Genomic DNA, 17,310 nt, shown 5'->3' with positions numbered 1-17,310 from the left:
TTTTTTATTTATTTAGTTCTTTTATTTAGTTTTCGTGTTTGCTTTGCGTGCTCACTAAGCTCAGTTAAACCTAATTGGTCGTAACTTTTCTCCATCATTTCAAGCGCGGGATCTAAGTAACTGCTTTGTGAATAATGCTCAACAACAAACTTACCTCTATTAGCAGCAGCTAAATAAGCTTCACGTTCGTAATAGTAAGTTGCTACTTTTAATTCATAACGTGCCATGCGGTTTAAAAGCCACACTAAACGACGCTTAGCTTCAGGCGCGTAATCACTTTTTGGAAAACGTTTTACTAATGTCGATAAATCTGTAAATGCAACACGAGTACGGTTAGCATCACGGTCGGCTCTATCTACACCAAAGTACTCTTGGAACGCATTTTTATCTGCTTTAATATTTACTAAACCACGCATGTAATACATGTAGTCTAAATCTTTATGATTTGGGTTTAAGCGAATAAAGCGGTCAATGGTTGCAAGTGCTTGTTCAGTATTACCTGATTGATAATGTGCATAGACTAAGTCCATTTGTACTTGCTTAGAGAATGGGCCAAATGGGTAGCGAGAGTCTATAGCACTCAAAAGTTCAATTGCACGAGCATATAAACCAGAATCTAGCGTTTCTTTTGCATCTTCATATAAAGCGTGTGCAGACTTATTCGGTACACGTTGAATGTCTTCTTGGTCTGGAGCAGACGAACAAGCGCCTAAACTAAGTACAGAAACTGAAAAAACAATGGCAAATGCACGTTTCCCTATTTTATTTATCATTTTATTTGTTACCTTCGATGTCTTCGGCTAGGCCAAGTCGGTAAAACCGAGTAAACTATGCGTATTATATTATGCTTTTATTAAAAGCGATTCTAACCCAGTCGAGCAAAGCTTGCACTGGTAAATTGGGTAAAGTTACTAATGTCAGAGCAAATTTCTCTTCAAGCCGACGTTCCAACCGAATTAGGTGGTAAACGTCTAGACCAAGTATTAGCACAATTGTTCCCTGATTATTCACGTTCTCGTATAAAAACGTGGATTTTGGATGATAAAATCACTGTAGACGGTGAAATTTTCAACACTCCACGCGAAAAGCTACTAGGTGGTGAAGTTGTAAGTGTTGAAACAACAATTGAAGCACCACGCGAATACGAAGCACAAGATATCAAATTAAACATTGTTTATGAAGACGATGATATTTTGGTAATTAATAAACCAATGGGCCTAGTGGTTCACCCAGGTGCGGGTAACCCTAATGGAACAGTGTTAAACGCATTGCTACATTACTACCCTGAAATAATTAACGTGCCACGCGCAGGTATTGTGCATCGTTTAGATAAAGACACGACCGGTTTAATGGTTGTAGCTAAAACGATTCCAGCACAAACGCATTTAGTAACAGCGCTGCAAAAGCGTGAAAACTTTACGCGTGAATATGAAGCACTGTGTAATGGTACTATGACTGCAGGTGGTATGGTTGAAAAAGCGATTGGCCGTCATCCTACTCAGCGTACGCATATGGCCGTACATGAACTGGGTAAACCGGCAATTACACATTACCGTGTTGCTGAAAAATTCCGTGCTCATACTCGTTTACGTCTGCGCCTAGAAACAGGCCGTACTCACCAGATTCGTGTGCACATGGCACATTTAAATCATCCGCTAATTGGCGATCAATCTTATGGCGGCCGTCCGCGTCCACCTAAAGGTGCAACACCAGAGTTATTCGAGTTACTTCGTAGCTTTAGACGCCAAGCACTACATGCTGTAAAATTGAGCATTGCGCATCCAATCACGGGTGAAATGATGACATGGCAAGCACCTATCCCTGATGATATGGTTGCTATGACACATGCACTACGTGAAGATACTAAAGCTAATCCTGATATCGATAGATAATGCACTTATTGTCAGCGACATGGCAAAACCTTCATAAAGTAGGAACGTTAAGTACTACTTGTGGAGGTGGTGTTTCAAAAAAACCATTTAAAAGTTTCAATTTGGGATACCATGTTGGAGATAATCAAGATCATGTATCAAAAAACCGCTCACTATTAACCAAACACTTACCTAAACCTGCCGTGTGGCTAAATCAAGTTCATAGCTCTGATGTTGTTATTGTTGATGAACATTTTGACTCTAATAAGTTACACAATGCTGATGCGCTTTATACTCAGTTATTAAATCAGCCTTTGGCTATCATGACTGCCGATTGCTTACCTATTTTATTAGTGAGTGATGATGAGAAGGAAGTTGCAGCTATACATGGTGGCTGGCGGGGGCTTGAGCAGGGAATTATTAAAAATACTTTAGAATGTTTTAGCTCAAAGTATGAAAATATAAATGCTTGGCTAGGGCCTGCAATTGGGCCAACTCAATTTGAGGTTGGCGCTGAAGTGTTTGAGTTATTTCAAAAAAGGTCTTCTTCATTTATTCAAGCATTTACACCACAAGCTAATGGCAAATTTCTTGCTGATATTTTTGGCATTGCGCGTACTTTACTTACCCAGCAAGGCGTTAAAAATATTACAGGCGGCGACTATTGTACAGTCTCTCAAAGTGACTTATTTTTTTCTTATCGACGGGATGGGCAAACCGGACGTATGGCAAGTTTGATCTGGCGCAAGTAATTAGCACCTTTAGCTATTATATTTCTCTCTACACCTTGAACAAACACCTAAACATACCCATTAATTAAGCAATTAGATTATTTAATAGGTAACACCATGCGTTTAGATAGATTTACAAGTAAATTTCAATCTGCGCTTTCTGATGCGCAATCGCTAGCCCTTGGCCGCGACCATCAATTTATTGAACCCGTACATTTAATGTATTCACTACTGCAGCAAAGCGGCTCCAGTGTGCGCGCGTTATTTGCACAAACGGGGGTCAGCGCAGATGAACTTAACACCAAGCTTTCTCAAGAAATAGAAAAACTATTTAAAGTAGAAGGCGTAGGTGGCGACGTGCAGCTATCAAATAATATGGCTTCACTTATTAACCTATGTGACAAGTATGCGCAAAAACGCAAAGACAAATACATTTCAAGTGAATTGTTTGTACTGGCAGCATGCGACGATAAAGGTCCACTTGGCGATATATTCAGATCGTTAAATATTACCTCCACTAAAATTGAAACAGCAATTAAAGCGATTCGTGGTGGTCAAAAAGTTGATGACCCAAATGCCGAAGAAACACGCCAAGCGCTTGAAAAGTTCACGATTGATCTAACTGAGCGAGCAGAGCAAGGTAAGCTTGACCCTGTTATTGGTCGTGATGACGAAATTCGCCGCACGATTCAAGTATTACAGCGCCGTACTAAAAATAACCCTGTATTAATCGGTGAGCCAGGTGTTGGTAAAACAGCAATAGCAGAAGGTTTAGCACAGCGTATTATTAATGGTGAAGTACCTGAAGGATTAAAAAACAAACGTGTTTTATCGCTTGATTTAGGAGCACTAGTTGCGGGCGCTAAATATCGCGGTGAATTTGAAGAGCGTTTAAAATCAGTGTTAAACGAATTGGCTAAAGAAGAAGGCCAAGTCATTTTATTTATTGATGAAATACACACTATTGTGGGTGCAGGCAAAAGTGATGGCGCAATGGATGCGGGTAATATGCTAAAACCTGCTTTAGCACGCGGTGAGTTACACTGTGTTGGCGCAACCACGCTTGATGAATACCGTAAATATATAGAGAAAGACGCAGCACTTGAGCGTCGATTCCAAAAGGTACTCATTGAAGAGCCGTCGGTTGAAGATACCATTGCAATATTGCGTGGCTTAAAAGAGCGATATGAGCTACATCATTCAGTAGAAATTACTGATCCCGCGATAGTTGCTGCGGCGCAGTTATCTCACCGCTACATTAGCGATCGTCAGTTACCAGATAAAGCAATTGATTTAATTGACGAAGCGGGTTCTTCAATTCGATTACAAATTGATTCAAAACCAGAGTCGTTAGATAAGCTTGAGCGTCGTATTATCCAATTAAAATTAGAAGATAATGCACTTGCTAAAGAAAAAGATGAGGCGAGTCAAAAACGTCGCACTGAAATGCAAGAGTTGATCACCGACCTTGATGGGCAATATCGTGAACTAGACGAAATTTGGAATGCTGAAAAAGCATCGCTTCAAGGTACACAAGTAATTAAAGCCGAGCTTGAACAAGCAAGATTAGATTTAGATGTAGCGCGAAGAGCAAGTGATTTACAGCGTATGTCAGAGCTGCAATATGGGCGAATTCCAGAGCTTGAACGAAAACTTGATTTAGCCTCACAAGCTGAAATGCAAGAAATGACTCTGCTTAAGAACCAAGTAGGTGAGGATGAAATTGCTGAAATTTTATCTCGCTGGACAGGTATTCCTGTTGCAAGAATGCTACAAGGTGAGCGTGAAAAGCTGCTGCAAATGGAAGATAAGTTACACAGTAAAGTAATAGGGCAAGATGAAGCGGTCGTTGCTGTTGCTAACGCAATACGACGCTCACGTGCAGGACTTGCAGATCCTAATCGCCCAATTGGTTCTTTCTTGTTTTTAGGTCCAACAGGTGTGGGTAAAACCGAGCTTACAAAAGCACTGGCAGGTTTTATGTTTGATACCGAAGATGCCATGGTACGTATCGACATGTCTGAGTTTATGGAAAAGCACTCAGTTGCACGCCTAGTGGGCGCACCTCCAGGTTATGTGGGTTATGAAGAGGGCGGTTATTTAACAGAAGCTGTTCGTCGTAAACCTTACTCAGTTATATTGCTTGATGAAATAGAAAAAGCACACCCAGATGTGTTTAACATTTTACTGCAAGTGTTAGATGATGGCCGATTAACTGACGGACAAGGTAGAACCGTTGATTTTAAAAATACTGTTATTATCATGACATCAAATTTAGGCTCAGATATTATCCAAGAACAAGCGGGGAATAATGACTATACGACCCTTAAAGCTAAAGTAATGGAAGTATTGATTAATGAGTTTAGACCTGAGTTTATTAACCGTATTGACGAGACTGTTGTATTCCACCCGTTAGCAAACGAGCATATAAAAGAAATAGCTGATATTCAGTTAATGAAATTACGTGAGCGTTTAACAGAGATGGGGTATCTGCTTGAAATAAGCGATGCTGCACTTGAGCGAATTGCAGCAAGTGGGTTTGATCCTGTGTACGGTGCACGCCCGCTTAAGCGTGCTATTCAGCAAACGATTGAAAATCCGCTAGCACAAAAGCTACTTAATGGGGACTACATACCAGGTAGCGTGATTGTTATTGATGCAAATGACGACTCTTTGGTATTTACCAAACGCTGATTGTAAATAATTAAACTCTAAAGCCGCTAAAATAGCGGCTTTTTTATGTTTGTTAAACTTTAAAAGTTAGTAATAAATCGTTCACTCTACGTGAGCCTTCAACAAGCTCAGCTGCACCTTTTGCTACATTAAAGCTTAAACTTAAGTTGTTATCGCCAAAGTCTTTAATTTGCGAAACATTATTACTAATGTCGTTACTAACCATTTGTTGCTCTTCTGCAGCGGATGATATTTGTATTGCCAAGTGAGATATTTCACTGATTTGGATAAAAATACCCTCTAATTCAACTTGAGTTTTATCGGTTGTCAAAACACAGTTATCGGCTTGTGCTTTAGTGCTTTGCATTACTTTGGACCAGCTAAATAAAGTATCTTGTATTTCTTTAATAGAACTATGGATTTGTGTTGTAGCATTTTGAGTACGTGACGAAAGGGTCCTTACCTCATCTGCGACTACTGCAAAGCCTCGACCATGTTCTCCCGCTCTAGCTGCTTCAATCGCTGCATTAAGAGCAAGTAAGTTAGTTTGATCGGCAATTCCCTCTATTTCACTCATTACCTTACCAATTTTATCTGCTTCAGAGGCTAAGCTGGTGGCTGTATTTGCAGCTTGTTCTACTTGAGAAGCTAAGTCAGATACCATTTTACTATTATCAGCAATGTGGTCTTTTATCTCTGAGCAACTTTGATGGGTGTTATTCACTTTATCCGCTGTTTGAGCGGTATTTACTGATATTTCACCAATGGTAGAACTCATTTGAGTCATCGCTGATGCAATTTGTTCTAAACGCTCACCTTGAGAAGAAATCCCTTTTTCGGTGAGTGTTGATTGTTTGTCTAAATCAGTCGCGATGCCATTAAAGCTTAATGTTGAGTCTTTCATACGGCCAAGAACTGTGCGCAATTTTGCACTTAGCATTTGCTCTCTATAATCACTTACACTGTGCGGTGTATGGCCGCTGTAAATATAACGAGAGATTGAATCGGCTTTTGCTTTTTGTTCGCGTAATATTTTAGGGGTAACAATGAGTTCGTCATAATTTAGCACAATAACTAAAGCACAAATAAATAGGCTAATTGCAGCAATGGTGATTGATGCCGCGACAGCAATAAAAATCAGCCAAAATAATAGACTTATAAAAGTAAGGCTTTGTCGTATTGTGGTGTGTTCTCGTAGTTTAAATAATGACTTGTTGGTATTTATTTTGTTGTAAAGTGTTTGTGCACGGTGCTTAAGTTGAGAGCTTGCTTTGGTTCTTACAGATTGATAACCAACAAGTCGGCCATGTTCAAAAATGGGGGTTACAAAGGCATCTACCCAGTAATAGCGGCCATCTTTACAGCGGTTTTTAACCATACCGCGCCACGAGTGTTCTTGTTTTAATGTTGCCCACATTTCTTTAAAGGCTGCTTTTGGCATATCAGGGTGGCGAACAATATTATGATGCTGACCGACAAGCTCTTGTGCGCTATATCCTGCTACAGCACAAAACGCTTGATTGACGTATGTTATTACACCTTTAAGATCAGTAGTGGAAACCAGCTCTTGTGATTCATCAAAGTATACTTCTTCATTTTTTAAGCTTTTATCATTGTGCATTGTATTTATTATCATCCTTTATTGTTGCAGTCATTATATTGCTTACACTCTACAAAGCAAAAAATAGCGTCCTTCCTTCTATGCTCATAAGACAAATAATTGTATTTATTGATCTAGATCAAGTTTAAATACCGGACAGCTAAATTGAACTGATTTTGCATAAGTTCCGGTCTATTACTTTAAGCTGATATTTTACTTATTTGATTTATAATTAAATACGTATTTAAAGCATTTGTATAATGCACATAGCAATGGCAATATTACGACTTAATATAATGATGTTGGTCATATTAAGTGCATGTATAAAGTGGGGAAATAATTATTAAATTTGAAAAGTTATATAGTTCTTAGCAATTTATACCAGTTGTATTAAATAAGTGATCTATTATAGCGCTAAGAAAATAGCACAATAGCAAGGCGAAAATTATGACATGTAGTTGTTCTATATGAGTAATTTTCAACGCAGTGAATGCGCTATTTAATGCGATACAATGATCATATTTTCAATAAAAATTGGTATTAATCTTGAGTCTAAGTAATTAGTCCCCATAACCTTATGATTAAGCCACGTGGCCCGAGGAAAGATTTTTTGACAACACATGATTTAGCTAACGCACTTGAAGCGTTATCAGTAAATGAGCACCAACATGCAGTTAAAGGCATTAAACGTGGCATAGAGCGAGAGTCGCTAAGAATACAAGAGAATGGTGCTATATCACCTAAAGGCCATCCAAAAGGGGTGGGCAGTGCATTAACTAATGGCCATATCACAACTGATTTTTCTGAATCTTTACTTGAATTTATTACTCCAGTTAGTGAGTCGTCAACGCAAACTCTTAAGCAATTAAAAGATCTTCAAAAGTTCACTCTAGAAAAAATGGACGATGAACTGCTTTGGCCTATTAGTATGCCATGCTTTATTGAACACCAAGATGATATTGTTTTAGCTCAATTTGGTAGTTCAAATACTGGTCAAATGAAAACACTATACCGTGAAGGGTTAAAAAATCGTTACGGAAGTATGATGCAAGCAATTGCAGGTGTTCACTTTAATATTTCATTCCCAGATACGCTTTGGCAATCGCTTCATTCGTTACAAAAAAGCAATGCTAGCCTTCAAGATTTTATTTCAGAAGGTTATTTAGCACTTATTCGTAACTTTAAACGCGAACTATGGCTAATAAGTTACATGTTTGGTGCATCGCCAGCATTGTGTAACTCATTTTTACAAGGTCGAAAAACCGATTTACCATTTAAAAAACTAGGTAAAGGTACACTTTACTTAGAAGTTGGTACGGCACTGCGTTTAGGCAATTTAGGTTATACAAATAGCGCTCAGTCGTCACTACGCGTAATGTATAACTCGTTAGATGAATATGTAGCAGGCCTTAAAAAAGCAATCAACACACCATCAGAAATTTATGGTGATCTTGATGACTACAAGAGTGAAAACCCTAAGCAGTTAAATAAAAATATTCTGCAGATTGAAAACGAATTTTACTCGCCAATTCGTCCTAAGCGTAATGCTAAAAGTGGCGAAACGCCAACAGATGCACTGCTTCGAGCAGGCATTGAATACGTAGAAATTCGCGCATTAGACGTTAATCCGTTTAGCGAAGTTGGTATTGATATTGAGCAAATTCACTTTTTAGATGTGTTTTTAACGTATTGTTTATTAAAAGATTCAGCTCCAATGGATTGGAAAGAACAAGCACGCAGTACTGAAAACCTCGACACAGTAGTCAATCAAGGTCGAGAAGAAGGGCTAATGCTTAACTTTAATAACACACAGCGTAGTCTTCAGTCGTGGGGCGATGAAATATTTGCACAGCTCACTGATGTCGCTAAATGGATGGATAATGCTTATGGTGTTAATTATTACTCCGATACTATAAAGCGCATGGCAACGTGGGTGCATAATCCAGAGCTTACTTATTCTGGACGTTACGTGTCGCAATTAAAAGAGTCTGGTTTAGACAACGGTCACTTTGCACTAGCACTGGCTAATAAATACAAACAAAGCCACGCAGACACTGATTACAGTGAGTTTTTAAAGCCTTGGCTGGAACAACAAGTTGTAGAGTCTAACGAAGCACAAACTGCAATTGAGCAAGCAGATACCCAGTCATTTACCGCCTTTTTAGATGCGTATTTTGGCGGTAAATAATCTTAATACTTAGTAAAATTTAAGCAAAAAAAACGCAGCCTAAGTAGGCTGCGTAAATATATATTCAGGGATGAACTAATGCCGTACTGCTGCATTCATTGAGTCAGACCCACACTTTTTAGAAAAGTTCTGTGAGATCTTAGAAAAATGAAAAAAAATGCAATTATTTTATCTCTTGCCATTACTTTAGCTGGTTGTGCTACAGCCCCTCCAAAACAACCTAACGATCTATGTAAAATCTTTGAAGAAAAACCTGATTGGTATTTTGACGCAAAAGATGCGCAAGAAAAATGGGGTTCTCCTAAGCATGTACTCATGAGTATGATGTACCAGGAAAGCTCATTTAAGCATGATGCCGCTCCGCCTATGGAGTACTTCTTATGGATAATTCCAACCGGTCGCGCAAGTGATGCTTATGGTTACTCACAGGCTAAAACACCAACATGGTCAGATTATATTCGTGAAACAGGCAACAATGGTGCTGATAGAGACGACTTTGACGATGCAATCGACTTTATGGCGTGGTTTGTTTATAAAACGCATAAAGTAAATAAAATCTCTAAATGGGATGCTTACGCACAATACCTTAATTATCATGAAGGTTGGGGTGGCTATAAGCGTGGCACATATAAAAAGAAAAAGTGGTTAATGGGTGTAGCAAATAAAGTTAAACACAGAGCGAGCCGTTATGGCGCGCAATTAAAGCGCTGTGAAGACGAGCTTGATAAAGGTTGGTTTGAACGTCTTATATTTGGCTAGAGAGTTATTAATGGATATAAAAAAGGAGCCAATCGGCTCCTTTTATACTTAGCGAGAACGCTTATTAGGCTGAATCTTCACCTGTTTTATCATATTCTCTTTTACTTCAAGTACTTCAATAGGGTAGCCCGCAATACGTAGACTAATATTTGCATCGGGAATATCTTCTAAGTATTCAACAATTAAACCACTCAAAGTTTTTGGGCCGTCTAGTGGGAAATCCCAACCCATCTCTTTATTTAAATCGCGTACGTTAGCGCCGCCATCTACAATACAAGAGCCATCAGTTTGTGTTTCTACTTCTTCGCTTGGCGTACGAGTTTGTGTAGTTGTAAAATCGCCAACAACTTCTTCTAAAATATCTTCAAGCGTTACTAAACCTTGAATATCGCCATACTCGTCTACTACTAAGCCAATACGCTCTTTAGACTGCTGAAACTTTAACAGCTGAGTGTTAAGTGATGTTCCCTCTGGGATAAAGTAAATTTCGCGTACAGCACGCAGCAAAGATGGTTTATCAAATTGCTCTTTTGTAAGTAGACGAAGTGCATCTCGAGAGTGAATAAAGCCTACTGCGTCATCTATATTGTCGCGATACAATAACACGCGAGTATGTTGTGCATGGGTAAGCTGGCGACTAATTAGTTTCCAATCATCATTAATATCAATAGCCACAATTTCGTTGCGTGGGATCATGATATCTTCAACGGTTACTTGCTCTAAATCTAAAATTGAGGTCAGCATACTTTGATGGCGAGCAGGGATAAGTGCGCCTGACTCATTGAGCACTGTTTTTAATTCTTCTTTGCTCATGCTGTGCTCGTCGATTTGAGCGGCACTAATACCAAATAATCGCAATATCCCGTTGGTCATCCAGTTAACGATAACAACAAAAGGAAAAAGAATTTTTAGTAACCCTTTAAGTATTATTGAGCTTGGAAAAGCAACTTTTTCAGGATAGAGGGCAGCAAGAGTTTTAGGTGTTACTTCGGCAAATATAAGCACGACTAAAGTTAACACACCCGTAGCGATAGCAATACCAAGGTCACCGTAAAGGCGAATACCTATAATGGTAGCAACTTGAGCTGCAGCTATATTGACAAGATTATTGCCAATTAAGATTAAACCGATGAGCCTATCTGGACGGCTAAGTAATTTACTGACTCGTTTAGCTGCACGATGATCCTCTTTAGCGAGGTGTCGCAGGCGTATACGATTGATTGACATAATTCCGGTTTCTGAACCAGAAAAATAAGCAGAAAAAAGCACCAAAAAACCTAAAATGATAAATAGGGTACTTGTCGATATGTCGTCCAACGATGGATCCTTTTCTTATAAATCAATGCGTATTAAGCTAGAGTGAGCAAGCAGAGTCAAGTTAAAACTTATTTAGTATCACTTCTTGTATGAAACGGCTGCCAAAATATGCGAGTGTGAGGACAAATGCAGCGACCATGATCGTAATAACCACAGGTTTACCGCGCCAACCCTTTTTCATATGCCCGATGGCTACAATGGCAAAAATAGCCCACGCAACTAACGACAATATCGTTTTATGAATGAACTCTTTAGCAAACATCCCATCAAGAAATACAAACCCCGAGAGTAATGCGAACGTGAGTAATATGGTGCCTAAATTAAGGAGTTGGTAAAGCTGGCGCTCAACAACCATCAAAGGCGGAAGGTGACTATGCACAATTGCTAAATCTTTACGTTTTAAACGTTTATCAATAAAGTAGAACTGTACACCATATAAAGTAGCAATAATTAAAATACAGTAGGCCAATAGGGATAAGGAAATGTGTGTTACTAAGCCAACCTCAATATTAATGCTTTGCAGTAAAATATGATGAGGAATAAATAAACTGGCAATTGTAAGTAAAGCACCAAAACCATAAACAACGGGCAATAATAAAGTGGCAGGGAACTTTAGCGACACAGCTGTTACTGAAACTACAATAACCCAGCATGTTAAAAGGGAGACGTTTACAATACTTAAGTCTTGACCGTCGGATCTAAAAACAGAGTTAACTAACAGCAGCATATGCGCCACTATAGCAACCGTGCTCAATATGACGGTTACCTTTTGGCTAGGGCCTTGTTGATGAAACAGGCGTGAGAGCACGTGAGACGTTGCTAACACATAAAATAAACTGGCAATAATAGTTAAACTAATAATCAGCATTGTGCTTGGGCCACTTAATTTGAGACAAAATAATCCTTGTTGTTATATAGCCATTGTATTTTATAGCAAAGCAAATGCATAGACCTTAAAAAAAGAAACTCAACAAGGTGCACTTGAACACTGTATTGTAAGACGCCATATACGGTATACTACTTTTAATTGAAACTTAATAAGTCAATCCTGGTTAATTGAAAATCAAACTAACCGTAAAATTTTAATGGATTGATATAAACGTCTTATCGGAACCGTTACATGTTTGAGAACCTCCAAGAACGATTAGGTAAAACCTTAAAAAATATCAGTGGCCGTGGCCGTCTGACTGAAGACAACATAAAAGACACACTTCGCGAAGTGCGTATGGCATTTTTAGAAGCCGATGTGGCACTGACTGTTGTTCGCGAGTTTGTAAAACAAGTTAAAGAACGTGCAGTTGGGGTTGAAGTTACAAAAAGCTTAAGCCCAGGCCAAGTATTTATAAAAATAGTGCGTGAAGAACTAGAAAAAGCAATGGGTGAGGCCAATGAAGAGCTAAGCCTAAATGCACAACCGCCAGCCGTTGTTATGGTAGCGGGTCTGCAAGGTGCGGGTAAAACCACCAGTGTAGCTAAGCTTGCTAAGTTTTTAAAAGAACGCAAAAAGAAATCAGTGCTTGTAGTAAGTGCCGATGTTTATCGCCCTGCTGCGATTAAACAGCTAGAAACGCTTGCTACAGAAGTTGACGTTGATTTCTTTCCAAGTGATATTTCGCAAAAGCCAGTGGATATTGCAAACGCTGCAATTTCTCATGCTAAAAAGAAATTTATAGATGTAGTACTTGTTGATACCGCAGGTCGTTTACATGTTGACAGCAACATGATGGACGAGATTAAAGATCTTCACAAAGCAATCAACCCAATTGAAACTTTATTCGTTGTTGATGCAATGACGGGTCAAGATGCGGCAAATACAGCTAAAGCATTTGACGAAGCCCTGCCACTAACCGGTGTAATATTAACAAAAACCGATGGTGATGCACGTGGTGGTGCTGCTTTATCTATTCGTCATATCACAGGCAAACCAATTAAATTTATGGGTGTGGGTGAGCGTACTGACGCACTAGAGCCTTTTCATCCAGACCGTATAGCGTCGCGTATTTTAGGTATGGGTGATGTACTTTCATTAATCGAAGAAGTCGAAATGAAAGTAGATAAAGAGCAAGCTGCCAAAGTTGCTGAAAAAGTATTTAAAGGTGCCGGTTTTACCCTTGACGACTTTGCTGATCAATTAAAGCAAATGAAAAATATGGGTGGCATGATGTCGATGCTTGATAAGCTCCCTGGTATGTCTAACTTACCAGATGCTGTTAAAGGCCAAATGGGTGACAAAACATTTATCCAAATGGAAGCTATTATTAGCTCAATGACTAAAAAAGAGCGCGCACGTCCAGAAATCATTAAAGGTTCGCGTAAAAAACGCATAGCAGCAGGCTCTGGCACACAAGTACAAGAGATTAATAAGTTGCTTAAGCAGTTTACGCAAATGCAAAAAATGATGAAAAAGATGAAAGGTAAAGGCGGCATGACTAAAATGATGCGCGGTATGAAAGGCATGTTACCACCTGGGATGATGGGTGGAGGTGGTCCTAAGTTTTAAAAAATACTTTTGAGTTATTTTTTAAAACAATAGCGAATCATATTTAAAGGAGCAAATAGCTCCTTTTTTGTTGAATAAATTATGCATGTAATACACCTTTAACCCTAATTTGTCGTTGAGATCACGGTTTAACCTACTAAACTGTCTTTTTGCTTCACTTCTTACTTGCGTTATTGCCAAAAACTCGTACAATTCCCCAGCTCCCCATTCTGGGGAGTAAATCTTATTAATGAAAACAGTCAATCTTTATAGAGGACGGTATGGTAACTATTCGTTTGCAACGTGGTGGCGCTAAAAAACGCCCTTTCTATCAAATTGTGGTTGCGGATAGCCGTTTCTCGCGTGACGGTCGCTTCATCGAGAAAGTAGGCTTTTTTAACCCAATTGCTTCAGGTCAAGAAGAAAAAATTCGTTTAGATTTACCACGTGTTGAACACTGGGTAGGTCAGGGCGCATCTCTTTCAGATCGCGTAGCTAAGTTAGTAAAAGACGCTCGTAAAGCGGCTTAATAGGCGTAAGTGTAACCATGAGTCAAGAGAACACCTCATCAATAATTGTCGTAGGAAAGCTCGGTGCCCCATATGGTATAAAGGGCTGGCTTAAGGTACATTCATTTACTGATGATCCCGTAGGGATCTTCGATTTCAGCCCGTGGTTGATAGGGCAGCAAGGTAAATGGCAGTCCTTAGAAGTGGTCGACTGGCGTCGCCACAACAAAGGCTTTATCGCTAAATTTGCGCAGATAAACGACCGAGACGAAGCAATGGCTTATACCCATGCTGAAATCTCAATGGATGCAGCGCATTTACCAGAACTTCCGCAAGGTGAGTTCTATTGGCGAGATCTCATTGGCATGTCTGTTATAACCGATAAAGGTTATAGCTTAGGCATTGTTGATGACCTTATGGAGACAGGGTCAAATGACGTACTAGTTGTGAAAGCAAACAGTAAAGATGCATTTGGTCAAGCTGAACGTTTGATTCCTTTTTTAACTGATTCAGTTATTAAAGAAGTTAAATACGACGCAAAAGAAATTACCGTAGATTGGGACCCAGGGTTTTAATGACGCAAACTAGTTCATTATGGGTAGGGGTGATAAGCCTTTTTCCAGACATGTTTGACGCTATTACAGACCAAGGTGTTACCGGTCGCGCAGTAAAAAATGGTTTAATTGATTTTAACTGTTGGAATCCGCGAGACTACGCTTTAGATAAGCATAGAACCGTAGATGACCGTCCTTACGGGGGCGGGCCAGGTATGTTAATGATGGTTGAGCCATTAAAAAAAGCGATTGCCGAAGCTAAAAAAGCAGCTGGTGATGGCGCTAAAGTAATTTATATGTCCCCGCAAGGGCGCAAACTTGATCAGCAGGGCGCTAGCGAACTCGCTAACTCTAATAAACTGATTTTGATTGCCGGTCGCTATGAAGGTATAGATGAGAGAATAATAGAATCATATGTTGACGAAGAATGGTCAATTGGTGATTTTATTTTGAGTGGTGGTGAACTACCTGCCATGACATTAATTGACGCAGTAGCGCGATTAGTGCCAGGTGTGTTAGGTCATAACCAGTCAGCAGAACAAGATTCGTTTTCGGATGGCTTGTTAGATTGTCCACACTATACACGACCAGAAACATTGGACGACAAACAGGTTCCTGCTGTATTACTCAGTGGAAACCACCAAGAGATAGCAAAGTGGCGGCTTAAGCAGTCATTAGGTAGAACTTGGTTACGACGTCCTGACTTGTTGCATAACCTAGCTCTGACTGAGGAGCAAGCGGTATTACTCGCAGAATTTCAGCAAGAGTACCAAAAAGCTTGTGGCTAGAAGACAGTTACACCTAGGAAAGTGAGAAACATAATGGCAAAAGTAAACCAAAATATTATTAAAGCGCTTGAAGATGAGCAGCTTAAAACAGACGTACCTGCATTTGGCCCTGGTGATACAGTGGTTGTACAGGTAAAAGTAAAAGAAGGTGCTAAAGAGCGTCTACAGGCCTTTGAAGGTGTTGTAATCGCTAAGCGTAATCGTGGTCTTCACTCAGCATTCACAGTTCGTAAAATTTCGAACGGTGAAGGTGTTGAGCGTGTATTCCAAACGCACAGCCCTCTTATTGATAGCGTAGCAGTTAAGCGTCGCGGTGCAGTTCGCCGTGCTAAGCTTTACTACCTACGTGAGCGTTCTGGTAAATCTGCACGTATTAGAGAAAAACTTAACTAATACGCGCTGTTTATCAACGCAAAAAAACGGGTTGCATCCTTCGGGTTGCAACCCGTTTTGGTTTTAGAATATTATTATCTCAATTCTCAATTCTCAATTATCAATTCTTATTTCCTTATTAGTAAAATTTAAGCTTTAGCCTTTTATCAATTAGCTGATCCTGTTAGTATTTATCGTATTGATTAGTTTACTTTTATGTAAATTTATATTTACGTTATTTGTTTTTTAAGGTGGTATGAACGTGGCTGACATAAGTGATTTAGCACAGCTGAGAGAAGGTATAGATGAATGCGACGCACAACTTGTTGCCTTACTTGCTAAACGTAATGGTATTACGCAAAAAATTGGTGAGATAAAACAACAAACAGGCGCGCCTTTACATGCACCTAATCGTGAAGCAGAGCTATTAGCGGCAAGAAGACAAGAAGCAATAAATCAAAATGTAAGCCCCGATCTAGTTGAAGATATACTAAGACGCATGATGCGAGAAGCCTATCAAAACCAACAAGCAAAACTTGCATGTGCAGCGGCAGAGCTTTCGCCAATTGTTATTGTAGGTGGTCAAGGTGCTATGGGGCAGCTATTTGCTCAGCAGTTTATTCGCTCAGGTTACGAAGTTAAAGTTTTAGATAAAGATCAGCAAAACGATGCGCAAAATATTTTAAAAGGTGCCAAGCTGGTAATGATTAGCGTACCAATTAATGCATTGGACGCAGTAGTTGCTAAGTTACCTAAACTAGATGATGACTGTTTACTAGTTGATATTACATCGGTAAAGCAATCGCCTATTAAAGCACTAAAAGCTGCGCACAGTGGCCCTGTGGTTGGTTTGCATCCTATGTTTGGCCCTGACATATCACATTGGGTAAAACAAACGGTCGTTGTATGTGAAGGGCGAGAGCACCAAGCGGCAAAAGGTTTGTTACAGCAGTTACAAGTATGGGGTTGTCAGCTTGTTGAGCTTGATGCTAAAAAGCACGACGAAGCAATGCAAATTATTCAGGTAATGCGCCATTTAACAACATTTGTGTACGGACAGTTTTTAGCAAAACAAAGTCATACACTTGAAGAGTTACGTAGTTGCTCGTCACCTATTTATCAATTAGAGCTGATGATGGTAGGGCGTTTATTTGCGCAGTCGCCGGAGTTGTACTCAGATATTATGTTAGCGCAATTCGATGATGTAGAGAGCCTGCTCGCACAGTACCAAGACACTTTTGCAAGTACATTGGAAAAATTAAAAGCAGGAGATAAAGCAGCGCTTATTGATTCTTTTGCGCAAGCGAAAGTTTACTTTTCTGACTCAACAGAGCACTTTTTAACACAAAGCCGAAGCTTATTAAATAAAGCGAATGATTCAAAAGTTTTAGACTAATACTTGTCACTTTTTACTAAAAAGGGCCGATATCGGCCCTTTTTAATTATGAAAGTGTGTATTAAGTATTAAG

At 39.5% G+C, this 17,310-nt stretch carries 15 protein-coding genes; 11 read left to right on the top strand and 4 right to left on the bottom strand.

The window, feature by feature from the left end:
• Positions 1-8: 8 nt before the first annotated feature.
• Positions 9-773: an outer membrane protein assembly factor BamD gene (locus H5159_RS09700; protein ID WP_002962210.1), complete on the bottom strand. Its 765-nt coding sequence runs from the start codon at positions 771-773 to the stop codon at positions 9-11.
• A gap of 141 nt (positions 774-914) precedes the next feature.
• Here H5159_RS09700 and rluD point away from each other — a divergent pair, with 141 nt between their 5' ends.
• The 3 genes from rluD (at position 915) to clpB (ending at position 5,296) form a co-directional block, all read left to right on the top strand.
• The gene (rluD, locus tag H5159_RS09695) at positions 915-1,892 is read left to right on the top strand and encodes a 23S rRNA pseudouridine(1911/1915/1917) synthase RluD (protein WP_002962209.1); all 978 of its coding nucleotides are present in this window, start codon (positions 915-917) and stop codon (positions 1,890-1,892) included.
• The gene (pgeF, locus tag H5159_RS09690; RefSeq protein ID WP_024596580.1) at positions 1,892-2,623 is read left to right on the top strand and encodes a peptidoglycan editing factor PgeF; all 732 of its coding nucleotides are present in this window, start codon (positions 1,892-1,894) and stop codon (positions 2,621-2,623) included. The genes rluD and pgeF overlap by 1 nt, the downstream gene beginning before the upstream one ends.
• A gap of 96 nt (positions 2,624-2,719) precedes the next feature.
• Positions 2,720-5,296 (top strand): ATP-dependent chaperone ClpB, encoded by a 2,577-nt coding sequence (clpB, locus tag H5159_RS09685; RefSeq protein WP_165723615.1) that lies wholly within the window; start codon positions 2,720-2,722, stop codon positions 5,294-5,296.
• A 52-nt stretch (positions 5,297-5,348) separates the two neighbouring features.
• On the opposite strand, the gene H5159_RS09680 is transcribed toward clpB, so the two are convergent.
• On the bottom strand, positions 5,349-6,896 hold the full coding sequence (locus H5159_RS09680; protein WP_182780212.1) for a PAS domain-containing methyl-accepting chemotaxis protein: 1,548 nt from the start codon (positions 6,894-6,896) through the stop codon (positions 5,349-5,351).
• Positions 6,897-7,485: 589 nt separating this feature from the next.
• On the opposite strand from H5159_RS09680, the gene gshA reads away from it, so the two are divergent.
• Both gshA and H5159_RS09670 read left to right on the top strand, forming a co-directional pair.
• Entirely contained in the window at positions 7,486-9,063 is a 1,578-nt protein-coding gene (gshA, locus tag H5159_RS09675; protein WP_182695839.1) for a glutamate--cysteine ligase, read from the top strand.
• 147 nt (positions 9,064-9,210) lie between these two features.
• Positions 9,211-9,822: a transglycosylase SLT domain-containing protein gene (locus H5159_RS09670; protein WP_002962200.1), complete on the top strand. Its 612-nt coding sequence runs from the start codon at positions 9,211-9,213 to the stop codon at positions 9,820-9,822.
• Positions 9,823-9,870: 48 nt separating this feature from the next.
• On the opposite strand, the gene H5159_RS09665 is transcribed toward H5159_RS09670, so the two are convergent.
• Positions 9,871-11,139, bottom strand: coding sequence for an HlyC/CorC family transporter (locus tag H5159_RS09665; RefSeq protein WP_002962198.1), 1,269 nt, complete (start codon positions 11,137-11,139; stop codon positions 9,871-9,873).
• A 61-nt stretch (positions 11,140-11,200) separates the two neighbouring features.
• Entirely contained in the window at positions 11,201-12,007 is an 807-nt protein-coding gene (locus tag H5159_RS09660) for an inner membrane protein YpjD (protein ID WP_002962197.1), read from the bottom strand.
• 252 nt (positions 12,008-12,259) lie between these two features.
• On the opposite strand from H5159_RS09660, the gene ffh reads away from it, so the two are divergent.
• From ffh to tyrA, 6 genes are all read left to right on the top strand, one after another.
• Positions 12,260-13,639 (top strand): signal recognition particle protein, encoded by a 1,380-nt coding sequence (gene ffh, locus H5159_RS09655; RefSeq protein ID WP_182780211.1) that lies wholly within the window; start codon positions 12,260-12,262, stop codon positions 13,637-13,639.
• Between the two features lie 260 nt (positions 13,640-13,899).
• Complete coding sequence (rpsP, locus tag H5159_RS09650) at positions 13,900-14,148, top strand: 30S ribosomal protein S16 (RefSeq protein WP_002962192.1); 249 nt, start codon at positions 13,900-13,902, stop codon at positions 14,146-14,148.
• Positions 14,149-14,165: 17 nt separating this feature from the next.
• Positions 14,166-14,702 carry a ribosome maturation factor RimM gene (gene rimM, locus H5159_RS09645; RefSeq protein ID WP_182780210.1) on the top strand — a complete coding sequence of 179 codons (537 nt, stop codon included), beginning with the start codon at positions 14,166-14,168 and terminating at the stop codon, positions 14,700-14,702.
• Complete coding sequence (trmD, locus tag H5159_RS09640) at positions 14,702-15,469, top strand: tRNA (guanosine(37)-N1)-methyltransferase TrmD (protein ID WP_002962190.1); 768 nt, start codon at positions 14,702-14,704, stop codon at positions 15,467-15,469. The genes rimM and trmD overlap by 1 nt, the downstream gene beginning before the upstream one ends.
• 33 nt (positions 15,470-15,502) lie before the next feature.
• A complete protein-coding gene (rplS, locus tag H5159_RS09635) occupies positions 15,503-15,862 on the top strand; it encodes a 50S ribosomal protein L19 (RefSeq protein WP_002962189.1) in 360 nt (119 codons plus the stop codon).
• Between the two features lie 241 nt (positions 15,863-16,103).
• Positions 16,104-17,237, top strand: coding sequence for a bifunctional chorismate mutase/prephenate dehydrogenase (tyrA, locus tag H5159_RS09630; protein ID WP_182780209.1), 1,134 nt, complete (start codon positions 16,104-16,106; stop codon positions 17,235-17,237).
• The last annotated feature ends 73 nt before the right edge of the window (positions 17,238-17,310 follow it).

This window comes from Pseudoalteromonas sp. SG43-1 (genome assembly GCF_014164415.1).
GTDB lineage: Bacteria > Pseudomonadota > Gammaproteobacteria > Enterobacterales > Alteromonadaceae > Pseudoalteromonas > Pseudoalteromonas distincta.
This window is presented reverse-complemented; position numbering and strand designations above follow the sequence as displayed.

Coding starts and splice junctions, on each gene's coding strand:
- H5159_RS09700 (WP_002962210.1), bottom strand. CDS start 773: ATGATAAATAAAATAGGGAAACGTGCATTTGCCATTGTTTTTTCAGTT.
- rluD (WP_002962209.1), top strand. CDS start 915: ATGTCAGAGCAAATTTCTCTTCAAGCCGACGTTCCAACCGAATTAGGT.
- pgeF (WP_024596580.1), top strand. CDS start 1,892: ATGCACTTATTGTCAGCGACATGGCAAAACCTTCATAAAGTAGGAACG.
- clpB (WP_165723615.1), top strand. CDS start 2,720: ATGCGTTTAGATAGATTTACAAGTAAATTTCAATCTGCGCTTTCTGAT.
- H5159_RS09680 (WP_182780212.1), bottom strand. CDS start 6,896: ATGCACAATGATAAAAGCTTAAAAAATGAAGAAGTATACTTTGATGAA.
- H5159_RS09670 (WP_002962200.1), top strand. CDS start 9,211: ATGAAAAAAAATGCAATTATTTTATCTCTTGCCATTACTTTAGCTGGT.
- H5159_RS09660 (WP_002962197.1), bottom strand. CDS start 12,007: ATGCTGATTATTAGTTTAACTATTATTGCCAGTTTATTTTATGTGTTA.
- ffh (WP_182780211.1), top strand. CDS start 12,260: ATGTTTGAGAACCTCCAAGAACGATTAGGTAAAACCTTAAAAAATATC.
- rpsP (WP_002962192.1), top strand. CDS start 13,900: ATGGTAACTATTCGTTTGCAACGTGGTGGCGCTAAAAAACGCCCTTTC.
- rimM (WP_182780210.1), top strand. CDS start 14,166: ATGAGTCAAGAGAACACCTCATCAATAATTGTCGTAGGAAAGCTCGGT.
- trmD (WP_002962190.1), top strand. CDS start 14,702: ATGACGCAAACTAGTTCATTATGGGTAGGGGTGATAAGCCTTTTTCCA.
- rplS (WP_002962189.1), top strand. CDS start 15,503: ATGGCAAAAGTAAACCAAAATATTATTAAAGCGCTTGAAGATGAGCAG.